Source organism: Paraburkholderia sp. J94 (assembly GCF_905220285.1).
Lineage (GTDB): Bacteria > Pseudomonadota > Gammaproteobacteria > Burkholderiales > Burkholderiaceae > Paraburkholderia > Paraburkholderia tropica_A.
The window spans coordinates 1-14,391 of record NZ_CAJMZH010000018.1 but is presented as its reverse complement, the minus strand read 5'-3'; the positions used below and the strand labels follow the sequence as shown (position 1 = coordinate 14,391).

14 protein-coding genes are annotated in these 14,391 nt (G+C 66.0%); 9 read left to right on the top strand and 5 right to left on the bottom strand.

Annotated features, from left to right (window positions below; translation table 11 throughout):
* Positions 1–231: 231 nt before the first annotated feature.
* From surE to U4Y88_RS30895, 5 genes are read left to right on the top strand one after another with little or no spacing between them, the layout of a single operon-like run.
* Positions 232–993 carry a 5'/3'-nucleotidase SurE gene (surE, locus tag U4Y88_RS30915; RefSeq protein ID WP_310631414.1) on the top strand — a complete coding sequence of 254 codons (762 nt, stop codon included), beginning with the start codon at positions 232–234 and terminating at the stop codon, positions 991–993.
* Positions 990–2,144, top strand: coding sequence for a protein-L-isoaspartate(D-aspartate) O-methyltransferase (locus U4Y88_RS30910; protein WP_321788628.1), 1,155 nt, complete (start codon positions 990–992; stop codon positions 2,142–2,144). The genes surE and U4Y88_RS30910 overlap by 4 nt, the downstream gene beginning before the upstream one ends.
* A gap of 5 nt (positions 2,145–2,149) precedes the next feature.
* Entirely contained in the window at positions 2,150–3,052 is a 903-nt protein-coding gene (locus U4Y88_RS30905; RefSeq protein WP_224007404.1) for a peptidoglycan DD-metalloendopeptidase family protein, read from the top strand.
* Positions 3,053–3,064: 12 nt separating this feature from the next.
* On the top strand, positions 3,065–4,147 hold the full coding sequence (rpoS, locus tag U4Y88_RS30900) for an RNA polymerase sigma factor RpoS (protein ID WP_224007407.1): 1,083 nt from the start codon (positions 3,065–3,067) through the stop codon (positions 4,145–4,147).
* Between the two features lie 42 nt (positions 4,148–4,189).
* Positions 4,190–4,972, top strand: a complete 783-nt coding sequence (locus U4Y88_RS30895) for a 3'-5' exonuclease (RefSeq protein WP_321788627.1) — start codon at positions 4,190–4,192, stop codon at positions 4,970–4,972.
* Between the two features lie 39 nt (positions 4,973–5,011).
* On the opposite strand, the gene U4Y88_RS30890 is transcribed toward U4Y88_RS30895, so the two are convergent.
* From U4Y88_RS30890 to U4Y88_RS30880, 3 genes are all read right to left on the bottom strand, one after another.
* Entirely contained in the window at positions 5,012–5,887 is an 876-nt protein-coding gene (locus U4Y88_RS30890; RefSeq protein ID WP_321788625.1) for an endonuclease/exonuclease/phosphatase family protein, read from the bottom strand.
* An 85-nt stretch (positions 5,888–5,972) separates the two neighbouring features.
* A complete protein-coding gene (locus U4Y88_RS30885) occupies positions 5,973–6,320 on the bottom strand; it encodes a hypothetical protein (RefSeq protein ID WP_224007415.1) in 348 nt (115 codons plus the stop codon).
* A gap of 161 nt (positions 6,321–6,481) precedes the next feature.
* The gene (locus U4Y88_RS30880) at positions 6,482–6,700 is read right to left on the bottom strand and encodes a hypothetical protein (RefSeq protein WP_321788623.1); all 219 of its coding nucleotides are present in this window, start codon (positions 6,698–6,700) and stop codon (positions 6,482–6,484) included.
* Between the two features lie 386 nt (positions 6,701–7,086).
* On the opposite strand from U4Y88_RS30880, the gene rlmD reads away from it, so the two are divergent.
* Entirely contained in the window at positions 7,087–8,442 is a 1,356-nt protein-coding gene (gene rlmD / locus U4Y88_RS30875; protein ID WP_321788736.1) for a 23S rRNA (uracil(1939)-C(5))-methyltransferase RlmD, read from the top strand.
* 99 nt (positions 8,443–8,541) lie between these two features.
* On the opposite strand, the gene U4Y88_RS30870 is transcribed toward rlmD, so the two are convergent.
* Positions 8,542–9,432, bottom strand: coding sequence for an outer membrane protein assembly factor BamD (locus U4Y88_RS30870; RefSeq protein WP_224007433.1), 891 nt, complete (start codon positions 9,430–9,432; stop codon positions 8,542–8,544).
* Between the two features lie 40 nt (positions 9,433–9,472).
* Between U4Y88_RS30870 and U4Y88_RS30865 the strand changes: the two genes are divergently transcribed.
* Both U4Y88_RS30865 and pgeF read left to right on the top strand, forming a co-directional pair.
* A complete protein-coding gene (locus U4Y88_RS30865) occupies positions 9,473–10,795 on the top strand; it encodes an RluA family pseudouridine synthase (protein ID WP_310631421.1) in 1,323 nt (440 codons plus the stop codon).
* The gene (gene pgeF / locus U4Y88_RS30860) at positions 10,792–11,658 is read left to right on the top strand and encodes a peptidoglycan editing factor PgeF (protein ID WP_321788621.1); all 867 of its coding nucleotides are present in this window, start codon (positions 10,792–10,794) and stop codon (positions 11,656–11,658) included. Before U4Y88_RS30865 ends, pgeF begins: the two co-directional genes overlap by 4 nt.
* Positions 11,659–11,727: 69 nt before the next feature.
* On the opposite strand, the gene U4Y88_RS30855 is transcribed toward pgeF, so the two are convergent.
* Positions 11,728–12,078, bottom strand: coding sequence for a hypothetical protein (locus U4Y88_RS30855; RefSeq protein ID WP_321788620.1), 351 nt, complete (start codon positions 12,076–12,078; stop codon positions 11,728–11,730).
* A gap of 138 nt (positions 12,079–12,216) precedes the next feature.
* On the opposite strand from U4Y88_RS30855, the gene phaC reads away from it, so the two are divergent.
* Positions 12,217–14,208 (top strand): class I poly(R)-hydroxyalkanoic acid synthase, encoded by a 1,992-nt coding sequence (phaC, locus tag U4Y88_RS30850; protein ID WP_224007446.1) that lies wholly within the window; start codon positions 12,217–12,219, stop codon positions 14,206–14,208.
* The last annotated feature ends 183 nt before the right edge of the window (positions 14,209–14,391 follow it).

Below are 14,391 nucleotides of genomic sequence, written 5' to 3'. Positions count from 1 at the left end.
CCGACGGATTGCGAACGATCGTGCGATTTGTTTCATGCGCCGACGATCGTGAAGGCGCTGACGTAGCGGATCCCAAGGTAAGACGAATCGCGCGCGCCGAGATGAAGAAAATGGCCCTGCGATTTCATGAAAGCGATAGTAGGAATGCGCCGCGCGCGAAGTCGTAAGCGGCGATGCAGCAGGCCCCCGCCTGTCGTTCGCCTGCCTTCTTTCCTCGGTTACAATCGGCTGATGCGAATCCTGATCAGCAACGACGACGGTTACCTCGCCCCCGGCCTTGCCGCGCTTTACGAAGCGCTCAAGCCGCTCGGCGAAGTCACGGTGATGGCGCCCGAGCAGAACTGCAGCGCCGCTTCGAACTCGCTCACGCTGTGGCGCCCGCTTTCGGTGTTGCGCTCGGCCACGACGGGCTTCTATTACGTCAACGGCACGCCTACCGACTCCGTGCATATCGCGCTCACGGGCATGCTCGACCACAAGCCCGATCTCGTCGTGTCCGGCATCAACAACGGCCAGAACATGGGCGAAGACACGCTCTATTCGGGCACGGTCGCGGCGGCCACCGAGGGCATCATGTTCGGCGTGCCCGCCATCGCGTTCTCGCTCGTCGACAAGGACTGGGTCCATCTCGATTCCGCCGCGCGCGTCGCCGCCGACATCGTCAAGCATTACCTCGAACACCCGTTGCCGGGCAGCCCGCTGCTGAACGTCAACATTCCGAACCTGCCGTACGAGGCACTCGGCGACTGGCGCGTCACGCGCCTCGGCAAGCGCCATCCCTCGCAGCCTGTGATCCGCGAAACCAATCCGCGCGGCGAGCCGATCTACTGGATCGGCCCGTCGGGCAGCGCGCGCGACGCGAGCGAGGGCACGGACTTCCACGCAGTCGCGAACGGCCACGTGTCGATCACGCCGCTGCAACTCGACCTCACGCATACGCAATTGTTGCCGGCGACGCACGACTGGGTGCGCCAGGGCGGCGGCGCTTCATGACGGGCGAGCGCACGAAGCGTTTCCCGCTGGGCCTCGCGGATCTGGTGCGCGAGCCGCGCCGTCGCGACGACGCGCGCGGTTCTCTTGCGAGCCCGAGCAAACCCGGCGTGGCGAAAAGCAGCGCCGCGAAGCCTGCGCCGCTCGGCGCGCGCGTGCCGGGTGCGTCGGGTACGCCGGGCATCGGCGGCATCGCGGGATCGGGCGGCGTCAAGGCCGCCAAGGCGCCGGGCGCCACGCATAGCGCGGCCTCGCCCGCGCGCAAGTCCTCGCATCCCGGCCAGCTGTCCGGCAATCCGCTTGGTAATCCATCCGGCAAGTCGGCGGGCGGTTCGTTGAGCGGCGCATCGGCCAAGCCGCGCGCCGATCTCGCCGGGCGTTCCGCGCAATCGTTTTCGGGGGCAAGCTCGCCGTCCGCGCGGCCCTCGCAGCCGCATACGGCCGCGCCCGTGCGCACCCACGTGACGCCCAGTGCGGGCGCGCCAGGCGTCGCGCTCAACGGCGCGCTCGCGCTGACTTCGGAACGGGTGCGCGAACGCATGGTCGAACGCCTGCGTGCCAATGGCGTGACCGATCCGCGCGTGATCCAGGCGCTCGCGGCCGTGCCGCGCCACATGTTCGTCGATCCGGGCCTCGCGGCTCAGGCCTACGAAGATGCGGCGCTGCCGATCGGCCATCACCAGACCATCTCGAAGCCTTCGGTCGTCGCCCGCATGCTGGAACTCGCGGGCGCGGGCCGGGAGCTCGACCGCGTGCTCGAAATCGGCACCGGCTGCGGCTATCAGGCCGCGGTCTTGAGCCGGATCGCACGCGATGTGTATTCGATTGAACGCATCAAGCCGTTATACGAGCGCGCGAAGACGAATTTGCGTCCGCTGCGCATCCCGAACATCCGCCTGCATTACGGCGACGGACGGCTCGGTTTGCCGTCGGCGGCGCCGTTCGATGCGGTGGTGATCGCCGCCGCGGGCTTCGACGTGCCGCAGGCGCTGCTCGAGCAGCTCGCCATCGGCGGGCGGCTCGTGGCGCCGGTCGCTGAGCAGGGCGAGGCGACCCAGGTGCTCACGCTCGTCGAGCGCACGGGCCCGGCGCAGTGGCGGGAGTCGCGGCTTGATCGCGTTTTCTTTGTCCCTTTAAAATCCGGAGTGATCTGAAACCGATGAGTATGTTGCGCGCGATGCAAAGAAAACGCTTGAATATCGACCTGACCGCGGCCCAACGCAGTGCCTCGGTCATCGCGCTCTGTCTCCTGACGGCCTGCGCGACGCGTCTCGACAACGCGCCCGTCGTGGACCGCACCGCACCGCTTGGCACGGCCGGCGCGCAGCCGCCGGTGCCGCTCGGGCCGCCGCCTCCGGGATATTACCGGGTGAAGCCGGGCGATACTCTCTATAGGATTGCGCTCGAAAACGGTCAGAACTATCGCGACATCGCCACGTGGAACAACCTCACCAATCCGAACCAGATTGAGGTGGATCAGTTGCTGCGTGTCGTGCCGCCGGGTGCGAGCAACGCCGCGGCCTACACGCCGGGCGTCGTCACCGCGCCGGTGCCGGGCATGGCTGCTTCGCCGCAGCCGGGCTCGCAGGCTGCGATGCCGCCGATGATCGGCTCGGGTGCGAACGCCACGTCGGCGCCGCAAGCCGCTGTGCCGCCCGCTGCCAGCACGGGCGACATGGCCGCGGCGCCGGGCGGCAGCATTGCGCTCGCATGGCCGGCGCGCGGTCCGGTGCTCAACGGCTTCGACGATTCGAAGAACAAGGGCGTCAATATCGGCGGCGCGGCGGGCGATCCGGTCAAGGCGGCAGGTGATGGCCGCGTGGTTTATGCCGGAAATGGGCTGCGCGGTTACGGCAATCTCATTATCATCAAGCATGACGCCACGTTTTTGACAGCGTACGCACACAACCGGGCTTTGATGGTAAAAGAGGGCGATGCGGTCACGAAGGGCCAGAAAATTGCCGAAATGGGCAATACTGACTCCGATCGCGTGATGCTGCATTTCGAAGTACGCCGTCAGGGCAAGCCCGTCGACCCACTGAAGTACTTGCCGCCGCAATAAAGCGAGCCGACCATGCCGAAATCGAAGCGCCGTCTGCAGCAAGCCGAGTCTGACAGTCAAGCCGCCCAGGTTTCGGTGGAGGACGGCGCGCAGGCGGCCGACGACGAGGAGCGCGATCTCGAGGAGCGCGAGGAACGCGAGGAGCGTGAATCGGGCTCGGAAGAGAGCGGCAGCCGCGAAGGCGAAGAGGGCGCAGCGCCCTCGGACGCCGACGATTTCCGCGCGATCCTGCAGGCCGAACTCACGGCCGACACCATCCAGCATTATCTGAACCGGATCAGCGTCAAGCCGCTGCTCACCGTCGAGGAGGAGCAGCGCTACTCGCGTCTCGCCAAGGCAGGCGAGTTCGAGGCGCGTCAGGTGATGATCGAGCGCAATTTGCGCCTCGTCGTCAGCATCGCGAAGGGCTATCTGAATCGCGGCGTGCCTTTGCTCGATCTCATCGAGGAAGGCAATCTCGGACTCATGCACGCGATCGAGAAGTTCGATCCTACGCGCGGCTTCCGGTTTTCTACCTACGCCACCTGGTGGATCCGTCAGAGCATCGAACGCGCGATCATGAACCAGGCGCGCACGGTGCGCCTGCCGGTGCATGTGATCCGCGAACTCAATCAGGTGCTGCGCGCCAAGCGCCATCTTGAGAAGAATTCGCTGAACGCCAACGCGGCGTCGGACCGGCGCGACGCGAGCATCGACGACATCGCCTATCTCACCGGCAAGACCACCGAGGAAGTCACCGACATCCTCGCGCTCAACGAGCACACGGCCTCGCTCGACGCGCCGCTCGATCTCGACCCCGCGAGCAGCCTGCTCGACCTGCTGTCCGACGACCAGAGCCAGTCGCCCGACGCCGAGGTGCAGCACCGCGAACTGGAGACGCTCACGCGTGCGTGGCTCGGCCGTCTGTCGGACAAGCATCGGCATGTCATCGAACGGCGCTTCGGCCTGAACCATATCGAACCGGCCACACTCGAAGAACTGGCCGACGAAATGGGCCTCACGCGCGAACGCGTGCGGCAGATCCAGCAGGAGGCGCTGGTGCGCCTCAAACGCTTTTTCGCATCGAACGGCGTACGCAAGGACGCCGTCCTCTAAGAACAACTCATCCGGCGCGGCCGATCCGCGCCGTCATCCGGTATGACACCTGTACTCGTATTCGACATCGAGACCATTCCCGATGTGGACGGCATTCGCCGTCTCGACGATCTGCCCGCCACGCTCAGCGACACCGAAGTCGCCGAACACGCGTTCGCCGCGCGCCGCGAGAAAACCGGCAGCGATTTCCTGCCGCATCATCTGCAACGCGTGGCCGCGATTTCCTGCGTGTTCCGCGACGGCCAGGGCTTTCGCGTGCGCTCGCTCGGCACGCCCGGCGACGGCGAAGCGAAGCTGATCGACTCGTTCTACCGCACCATCGAAAAGTATTCGCCGCAACTGGTGTCGTGGAACGGCGGCGGCTTCGACCTGCCCGTGCTGCATTACCGCGCGCTGGTGCACGGCATCCGCGCGGTGCGCTACTGGGAAATGGGCGACGCGGACCGCGAGTTCAAGTGGAACAACTACATCAGCCGCTATCACTCGCGCCACACCGACCTGATGGACCTGCTCGCGATGTATCAGGCGCGCGCCAACGCGCCGCTCGATGCGCTCGCGAAGCTGTGCGGCTTTCCGGGCAAGCTCGGCATGGACGGCGGCCAGGTGTGGACGGCGTTCCAGGCTGGCCAGATCGAGGAAATCCGCAATTACTGCGAGACGGACGTGGTCAACACGTATCTGCTCTATTGCCGCTTCCAGATGATGCGCGGTGGCTTCAGCGAACGCGAATACGCGGACGAGATTACCTTCGTGAAGCAGTCGCTCGCGGCCGAAACGGCGCCGCACTGGGACGAATATCTGAAGGCGTTCGGCGACGCCGAATGAGCCAGCGCGGCGCGTGACGCCGCGCTTTCCGGCTCGGGATCAGTCGATTTCGAGCACGACCGGCTGATGGTCCGACGCGCGCGTCGCGCCGTCGAACTCGCAGCGCGTGAGCCGCGCGCTCAAATCCTCCGTGACGAACACGAAATCGCAGCTGATTGGCCCGTCCGACCATTGCTGCGTGTCGTAGACGCCCGCCGTGGGCGGCGGCGTCGCGCCGGGATGCAGCGCGGTCCAGGCGTCGACGAACGACGGGCTATCGTCGATCGCCTCCAGCATGCGCCGATAGGCGGCGCTGTTCCACGCACTGTTGAAATCGCCGCAGACGATCGCACTCGCGGGCCGCGCTGGGCGCGCGAACGGGCCCTCGGCGTTTTCGGCGGGCGCGGGCTGCGCCGCGTGCCCGGCGGCTTCCTGTTGCAGGCGACGCAATTCGTCCACCTGGGCGAGCCGTTGGCGCTCCGAATAAAACTCCAGATGCGTGACGAGCACGCGCAGCGCGCCGCCTTCGGTTGTCGCGCCCGAGACGTCGATGACCGCTTCGAGCGCCACGCGCTGCATCGAGGGCGCGGCCTCGTCGGCGGGCCAGGGCAGCAAGTGGCGAAACACCTGCGCGACGGGCAGCCGCGTTGCGAGCGCATTGCCGAACTGCCGGCGAGGCGCGCTGGCTTGGCCAGAAGCGGGGGGCAGATCGGCGCCAATCGCCTCGATCACCGTAAAGCCCGGCAGCAGCGCGGCGAGTTCCGCGAATTGATCGTCGCCGGGACCGCCCGGCAGCGCGTGAAAGCCGCGCGTGATTTCCTGCAGGCACAGCACGTCGAAGTCGGCGAGACGCCGCGCTTCGCGCACGGTGCGCGCGAGATCGACAATGCCCGACGCGTCGCGGCCCCATTGCACGTTCCAGCTCACGAGTTTCATGACGGGCTCCCGAGATTGCGCGATGACCGGATCGAGACAGTATCGCGCGGGAAGCCGCGCAGGAACCACGCCCGCCTGGTGCGGATCAGCGGCGCGTCACGCTGTAGTCGGCCGAATGCCAGGCCACGGCCGGCCCCGCGCTCGCGCGGACCAGTGCCGGATTGCAGGCTGCGCGCGCGGTGGCGATCACCGTCTGGCGCTTGAAGTAGATCGCGAACGGCACGTCGCCGTATTTTCCGAGCGCATACTGGAAGCATTCGTTGCCGCTTTCGCCGTAGAAGCGGTCGGGCGGGCCGACGCGCTTGATGACGTCGTTCTGCGTCATGCCGGGCGCCACCAGCGACATGACGGTTTCCGGTTTGGCGGTCGGGGCGGAGCAGGCGGCGAGCGTCAGCGCGGCCGCGCCGAGTGTGCAGCAAAGCAGGGTTTTCATGGCGATGTCGAAAATTTTGATGGGGAGTGCAACGAGTACGCCGAGCGCGGTGCCGTTTCCATCAGAAGAGTCCGAAAGCGATCGGGCGATCTGATCGGGAATCCGAACTGCCGTGTGTGAGCGCGGACAAGCAGGCTGGGCGCGGGTGCGGGCGCGCGACGCTAGTCGAGCAGCAGATGCACGGCCAGCCAGATCACGCCGATCACGAACACCGGCGTGCCGAGGATGGCTGCCGCGAAGCAGTAAGAGCGCCTGCGCGCGGCGCTGCCCGCCGACGCGCCGGTTGGCAACGCGTCGATCAGCGGCGCGAGACAGGTGACCGCCACACACAACAAGGCGAGCGGGATCGCAAAACCAGGGGTGGAAATGAGCGTGTTCATGATGTCGGGTCCTTCGTGCCGATGGCGCTGGCACATCGCAAGAACCATCGTACTGACGGGCGTCATGCACGAGGATCAGACAAGTCTGAAAGCGCTAGGGCCCAATATCAGACGGTCCGACAGGCCGTCCGCGTCGACGAATTGAGCGGCCAGTGCGCATCCTGCGACGGCGCGCATGAGGCCGCCGCCGCCGAATCGACTACAATCTCGCCTTCGCCTAAAAAATCCACCCCCCACTGTCTGTCAGGAATCCGCTGGTGTCCCAAGCTGCCCCCGACCCCCAAGCCGAAACGCTCCACGCCGAGCCCGCGCAAGCCGGCGCGATCCCCATCGCGCCCTCGAAGAAGCGCAGCAAGCGCGAACGCCGCGCCGAAAAGCGCGCCGCCGTGGAAGCCTCGGTCGCTGATGCCCCAATTCTCGAAATCGAGTCGCTCGACATTGAGGCGCGCGGCGTGGGCCGCACCGTCACCGAATCGGGCGAGCCGGGCAAGGTGATCTTCGTCGAGGGCGCGCTGCCGGGCGAGCGCGTCACTTATCTGAGCTATCGCAAGAAGCCGACGTTCGAGCAGGCGGAAGTCGTGAGCGTGCTGCGTGAAAGCGTGATTCGCACCAAGCCGCAATGCCCGTTCTTCGGCAAGTGCGGCGGCTGCTCGATGCAGCATCTGGACGTGCGCGCCCAGATCGCCGTCAAGCAACGCGTGCTCGAAGACAATCTCCAGCACCTGTCGAAGGTGCGTTCGGAGACCATGTTCCGCCCGATCCACGGACCGTCCTGGGGCTATCGCTATCGCGCGCGCCTGACCGTGCGCAATGTGCCGAAGAAGGGCGGCGTGCTGGTGGGGTTCCACGAGCGCAAGAGCAGCTATGTGGCCGACATGACGAGCTGCGAAGTGTTGCCGCAGCACGTTTCGGCGATGCTGGTGCCGCTGCGCAAGCTGGTGGAAGGGCTGTCGATCCGCGATCGCATGCCGCAGATCGAGCTGGCCGTCGGTTCGAGCGTGACGGCGCTCGTGCTGCGCATCCTGGAGCCGATCACGGCCGCCGACGAAGATCTGCTGCGCGCGTTCGCCGACGAGCACAACGTGCAGTTCTGGCTGCAGCCGAAGGGCCCGGAAACGGTGTTCCCGTTCTATCCGCTCGACACGCCGCTCGACTACACGCTGCCGGAATTCGGCATCCGCATGCCGTTCAAGCCGACCGACTTCACGCAGGTCAATCATCAGATCAACCGCGTGCTCGTGGGCCGCGCGCTGCGTCTGCTCGCGCCCGAACCGGGCGACCGCGTGCTCGATTTGTTCTGCGGCATCGGTAACTTCACGCTGCCGCTGGCGCGCCTGTCGCGCGAGGTGGTCGGCATCGAGGGCAGCGAACAGCTGACGACGCGCGCGCTCGAAAATGCGCGCGCCAACGGCGTGGACGGCCATACGTCGTTCGCCTGCCGCAACCTGTTCGAAGTCACCGCCGACGACATCCGCGCACTCGGTCACTTCGACAAATATCTGGTCGATCCGCCGCGCGAAGGCGCGCTCGCGGTGTCGCAGGCGCTCGCCGAGATCGCGCAGAGCGGCAACGGCCCGCTGCCCAAGCGCATCGTCTACGTGTCGTGCAGCCCGGCGACGCTGGCGCGCGACGCGGGCGTGCTCGTCAACGAAGCCGGTTATCGCCTCAAGGGCGCAGGCGTGGTGAACATGTTCCCGCACACCTCGCACGTCGAATCGATCGCGCTGTTCGAGCGCGACTGAGCGAACAGGCCAGGCAGGCGCCGCCGCGAGCGGCGCCAAGGCATAAAAAAACGCCACGGAAAACCGTGGCGTTTTTTCTGTCAGGCGACGATGCAGCGCTTACCAGAGCTGCCACCAGGACTTGTTGGCGTCCTTGCTCGGGCGCGCGTGACCCGTGACGTACGGGCTGTCCGGGAACGTGGCGGCGAGCACGCGGCGCGTGTCGTCGGCCATTTGCGGCTGCTCGAGCTTCTGATACGACAGCATCATGATGTGCAGCGCGTCTTCGATCGCCGGGGCGCTCTTGTACTCCGTGATCGCGAGCTGCGCGCGGTTGATGGCCGCCACGTAGGCGCCGCGACGATAGTAGTAGTCGGCCGCATGCACTTCGTGCGAAGCCAGCGCGTTCACGATGTAGCGCATGCGCTGCGCCGCGTCGGGTGCGTACTTGCTCTGCGGATACTTGTCGACGACCACCTTGAACGCGTCATACGACTCGCGCAGCGACTTCGGATCGCGCTCGCTCATGTCCTGGCCGGAGAAGCGGCCGAACAGACCGAGGTCGTCGTTGAAGTGGATCATGCCCTTCAGGTAGTACGCGTAGGCGATGTCCGGGTGATCCGGGTGCAGCTGGATGAAGCGATTGATCGCCTGGTCGGCGGCATCGTTCTCGTTGTCCTTCCAGTTGCAATAGGCGACGTTGATCTGCGCCTGCTGGGCGAAGTGGCCGAACGGATCGCGGCCCTCAAGCTGCTCGAAGTATTTCGCGCACTTGCCCCAGTCGCCGCCGGACAGCGCGTCCTGGGCCTCCGTATATAATTTGTTGTTGTTCCACGTTGCCGTTTCGTCGGTCTTTTCCGGCAGGCCGTGGCAGGCCGCGACAGCGGCAATCGCAGCGCCGCAGGCGGCAATGCGAATGACGTTGCCAATCTTGCCGAGCGTTTGTGCTCGTGCCGCGTTCCGGGCCACCGCATATTGGGCCAGTTTCGTAATCGTGTTCAAGGCTCGCATTTTCCAGTCCAGCTTCAGGTCCACAGGTGACCCAGACTCAATGACCCGTTCAGTTACTCCGGGTGCCGGCGCTCCCGGCGCCCAAAACAGCATCAGCGATTATAGCCTGGGCGATGACCCCAATGCCGCAGCAGCCAATGAAGCGCTTGACGACGACCTGATCGGCGACGTCTCCGAAGGCGCTTCAGGCGCTATTTCCGGCGATGTTCCGGCGGGAATTCCGCGCACGCGTCAGGCGCAGCGGGACCAGGAGGCGCGCCGCGCCGACGTGCCCGACGAGCTTGCGGGCGAGCGTCTCGACAAGGTGCTCGCCAAGGTTTTCCCCGAATTTTCGCGTAACCGGCTGCAAAGCTGGATCGAGGCGCAGCGCGTGCTCGTCGACGGCAAACCGGCCAAGGTGCGCCAGCCCGTGCCGCTTGGCGCGACGATCGAGCTCGTGCCCGACCTGCTGCCCGAGCAGCTCGCGTTCACGCCCGAGCCAGTGCCGCTCGAAGTTATTTACGAAGATGACGCGATTCTCGTCATCAACAAGCCCGCGGGGATCGTCGTCCATCCGGCGGCGGGCAACTGGAGCGGCACGATCCTCAACGGCCTGCTGCACCGCTACGGCGAGGCGGCGGCGGGGCTGCCGCGCGCGGGCATCGTGCACCGGCTCGACAAGGAAACTTCCGGGCTGATGGTGGTCGCGCGCACGCTCGAGGCGCAAACCGACCTCGTGCGCCAGCTGCAGGCGCGCACCGTCAAGCGCCGCTATCTGGCGCTGGTGTGGGGCAATATCGCCGACGAAGGCACCATCGACGCGCCGATTGGCCGCGATTCGCGCGAGCGCACGCGCATGGCGATCGTGAAGGGCGCGTCGGGCAAGCCCGCGCGCACGCATTTCCGCCGCATCGACAAGACGCTCTGGCATAACCAGCCCGTCAGCGCGATCCATTGCGATCTGGAAACCGGCCGCACGCACCAGATCCGCGTGCATTGCGCGGCGGTCGGCCATCCGCTGCTCGGCGATCCGGTCTACGGCCACGCGCGCGGCAAGCGCTCGGTCGCGGCGCTGCCCAACGGCTTCGCGCGTCAGGCGCTGCACGCGTGGCGCCTCGGCCTCATCCATCCGGTCACGGGTCGCGCGATGCAGTGGCGCGCCGAAGTGCCCGACGATATGGACGAGCTGATCGAGGCGCTCGGCTTCGGTTCGGAAGAGGACGAAGACGGCTTCGACGACATGTTCGACAGCGCCTACACGGACGAGGGCTACGTAATCGGCAGTAACGAAGAGGATTACGCAGATGACCACGACGACGAGGATGACGAGCACGAAGACGACGGCGATCACGAAGATCACGGCGAAGGAGACAAGCGCGCATGACGACGACCTGCCCGGAACTGACCGCCGCCGATCTGCTGCATCCCGACTGGCGCGTGTCGCCGCGCGTGCGCGCGTTCGTCACCACGCGTAACGGCGGCGTGAGCGCGCCGCCGTTCGGGCGCTGGCAGGTTGCGGGCGATATCGGCGGCGAAGGCGTCGATCTGCCCGGCGGCATGAATCTCGGGCGCGGTTCGGGCGACGATCTCGATCAGGTCGAAGCCAATCGCGCGCGCCTGCTCGCGCACGCGGGCGTCCCGGCCGCGTGGCTCAAGCAGATCCACGGTCCACGCGTGGTGGATGCGGTGGACGCGCTGGCCGCCGCGCGCGCGGGCACGCCGCTCGAAGCCGATGCGAGCGTGACGGACCAGCCCGGCATCGCCTGCACGGTGATGGTCGCCGACTGCATGCCGGTGCTGCTGTGCGATCCCGAAGGCCGCGCGGTGGGCGCCGCGCACGCGGGCTGGCGCGGCCTCGCGGGTGGCGTGATTGAAGCGACGGCGCGTCGCGTCGCGGCGCTCGCCGGCTGCGAGACGGGCGCGCTGCACGCGTATCTCGGACCGGCGATCGGTCCGCAAGCCTTCGAAGTGGGGGCAGACGTGCGTGACGCGTTCATGAATCACGTCGATGCTGTCGACGCCGCACAACGCGCGGCGACCGCCGCCGCGTTCGTGCCGCGCCCCGAGGCGCCCGGCAAATTCCTCGCTAACCTCGCTGCACTCGCGCGCCTGCGCCTCGCCGACCTGGGCATCGCGCACGCGAGCGGTGGCGATATGTGCACGTTCACCGATCGCGAGCGCTTCTACTCGTATCGGCGCGAACCCGTCACGGGCCGCATGGCCGCGCTGATCTGGATCACACCTTGAGCCGGATCTGACGCAAGGCATCGCTTGCGTCGTTATCTGCGTCGTGTATCTGCGTCTTGTCCCTGCGTCTTAACCCTGCATCGCCCGCAAACTGCGCGCTTCCATCGTCGTTCGATCGACCCGGAAGCGCGCGTTTGCATTCCCTTTTGCATTCACGATTCGCCGCATCTTCGCATCCTGATTCACCTCCTGATTCGCAGCATATTTTGCTGCGCTGCACCGTTCATGACGCCATAGGGCGAAGCATGCGTCGCGAATCGAATCGGCGATTCGTCTGGCGCGTCGCAAGCACTTGCGCGCACGCGATTTTTTGTGCTGCACCGCATCGATCTTTTTAGACGCGCGATTTAAGCGAAGGATTACATCGGGAAAACGATAATAAAAAAAATATCGCAGTGCGGCAAAATCGGGAACAAGCATTGACACGCTTTGCGGTGGGGAGCAAAAATGTCCCTCACCTGCGGGACAGGACGCAACGAGGCGCATGGCAGTAGCGCAGCGTTCGCGGCCCACCTGCCTCTCAACCAGTCCTTCGGGACACATCGGTCAAAAGCAGGCATGACGGCATCTCAACGTTCCACGACGACCCCCGGTGCGGGCGCTTCAGACGGTGCACAGTCTTTCTTTCCGAATTTCACGCCGGACGCGGCCGGTATGCAGCACATGCTCGAAGCGTGGACGCAGGCCTGGCGCAACGCCATGAATGCTGCGCAACAAACGGGCGCGCAGCAGTGGGGCCAGGCGGCCCAGCCGGGCGCGAACGGCGCGGCTGCGAATCCATTTCAGGCGGCCTTCGGCGCGGCGTTCAATCCCACGGCTTTTAATCCTTCCGCGTTCGCTCCGCCGGGATTCAACCCAGCGGCCTTCAATCCCGCAGCGTTCAATCCGGCTGCGATGAACCCGTCGATGGGCTCGCCGTTCAGCGCCTTCGAAGCGTTCAAGATGCCCTCGGCGTCGATCGAACCCACGCGATTGCAGCATCTCCAGGCCGAGTATTCGCGCGACGCCATGGAACTGCTGCGCGAAGCGTCGGCGGCCACGCCCAAGGCGCCCGAACTCAAGGACCGCCGCTTCAGCGCCGACGCGTGGAAGACCACGCCCGCGTATGCGTTCACGGCCGCGTGGTATCTGCTCAACGCGCGCTATCTGCATGAACTCGTCGACGCGCTCGACACCGACACGAAAACGCGCGAGCGCATCCGCTTCGTCGTGCAGCAATGGACGGCGGCGGCATCGCCGAGCAACTTCCTCGCGCTGAACCCCGAAGCACAGAACGCGCTGCTCGAAAGCCACGGCGAAAGCCTGCGTCAGGGCGTGATGAATCTGCTCGGCGACATGACGCGCGGCAAGATCTCGCAGACCGACGAATCGCGCTTCGTGGTGGGCCGCAATCTCGCGACCACCGAAGGCTCGGTCGTCTACGAAAACGCGCTGTTCCAGCTGATCCAGTACAAGCCGCGCACGGCCACCGTGCGCGAGCGGCCGCTGCTGATCGTGCCGCCGTGCATCAACAAGTTCTACATCCTCGACCTGCAGCCCGAGAACTCGCTCGTCGCCTACGCGCTGGAGCAGGGGCAGCAGGTGTTCCTCGTGTCCTGGCATAACGGCGACGCCACCATTGCCGACAAGGACTGGGACGACTACATCGAAGACGGCGTGCTGCGCGCGATCGAAACGACGCGCAGCATCAGCGGCCGCGAGCAGATCAACACGCTCGGTTTCTGCGTGGGCGGCACGCTGCTCGCCACGGCGCTGGCCGTCGCGGCGGCGCGCGGCGAACATCCGGTTTCGTCGATGACGCTGCTCACCGCGATGCTGGATTTCAGCGACACGGGCGTGCTCGACGTGTTCGTCGACGAGGCGCATGTGCAGATGCGCGAGCAGACCATCGGCGGCAAGAACGGCGGCGCGCCGGGCCTGATGCGCGGCATGGAGTTCGCGAACACGTTCTCGTTCCTGCGTCCGAACGATCTCGTCTGGAATTACGTCGTCGACAACTACCTCAAGGGCCGCACGCCCGCCGCGTTCGATCTGCTCTACTGGAACAGCGACTCGACGAGCCTGCCGGGTCCGATGTACGCGTGGTATCTGCGCAATACGTATCTGGAAAACAAGCTCCGCGAGCCGGGCGTGCTCACCGTGTGCGGCGAGGAAGTGGACCTGTCGCGCATCGATGTGCCGACGTTCATCTACGGCTCGCGCGAGGATCACATCGTGCCGTGGCGCAGCGCGTATGCGTCGGTGCCGCTGCTCTCGGGGCCGCTCAAGTTCGTGCTGGGCGCGTCGGGCCATATCGCGGGCGTGATCAATCCGCCGTCGAAGAACAAGCGCAGTTTCTGGAGCGTCGAAACCGACGCCAAACATCTGCCCGACGAGGCGGACGACTGGTTCGGCGAGGCCGCGGAGCAGCCAGGCAGCTGGTGGCCCACGTGGGCCGAATGGCTCGACCAGTTCGGCGGCAAGAAGGTCAAGCCGCGTGCGCAGGCTGGTTCTGCGGAGTTTCCCGAGATCGAGCCCGCACCGGGCCGGTATGTGCAGCAGCGCGAGTGATACGCGCGCAGGCACGCAAGGAAATGACGGGTTTTTAACTTGACTGGGTGGGCGTCTCTCGCAGAATCGCGCCGCCCGGAGGAACTGAAAATGACTGAGATTGTGATCGTTTCGGCCGCACGTACCGCGGTAGGCAAATTCGGCGGCTCGCTGGCGAAAATCGCCGCGCCGGATCTGGGCGCT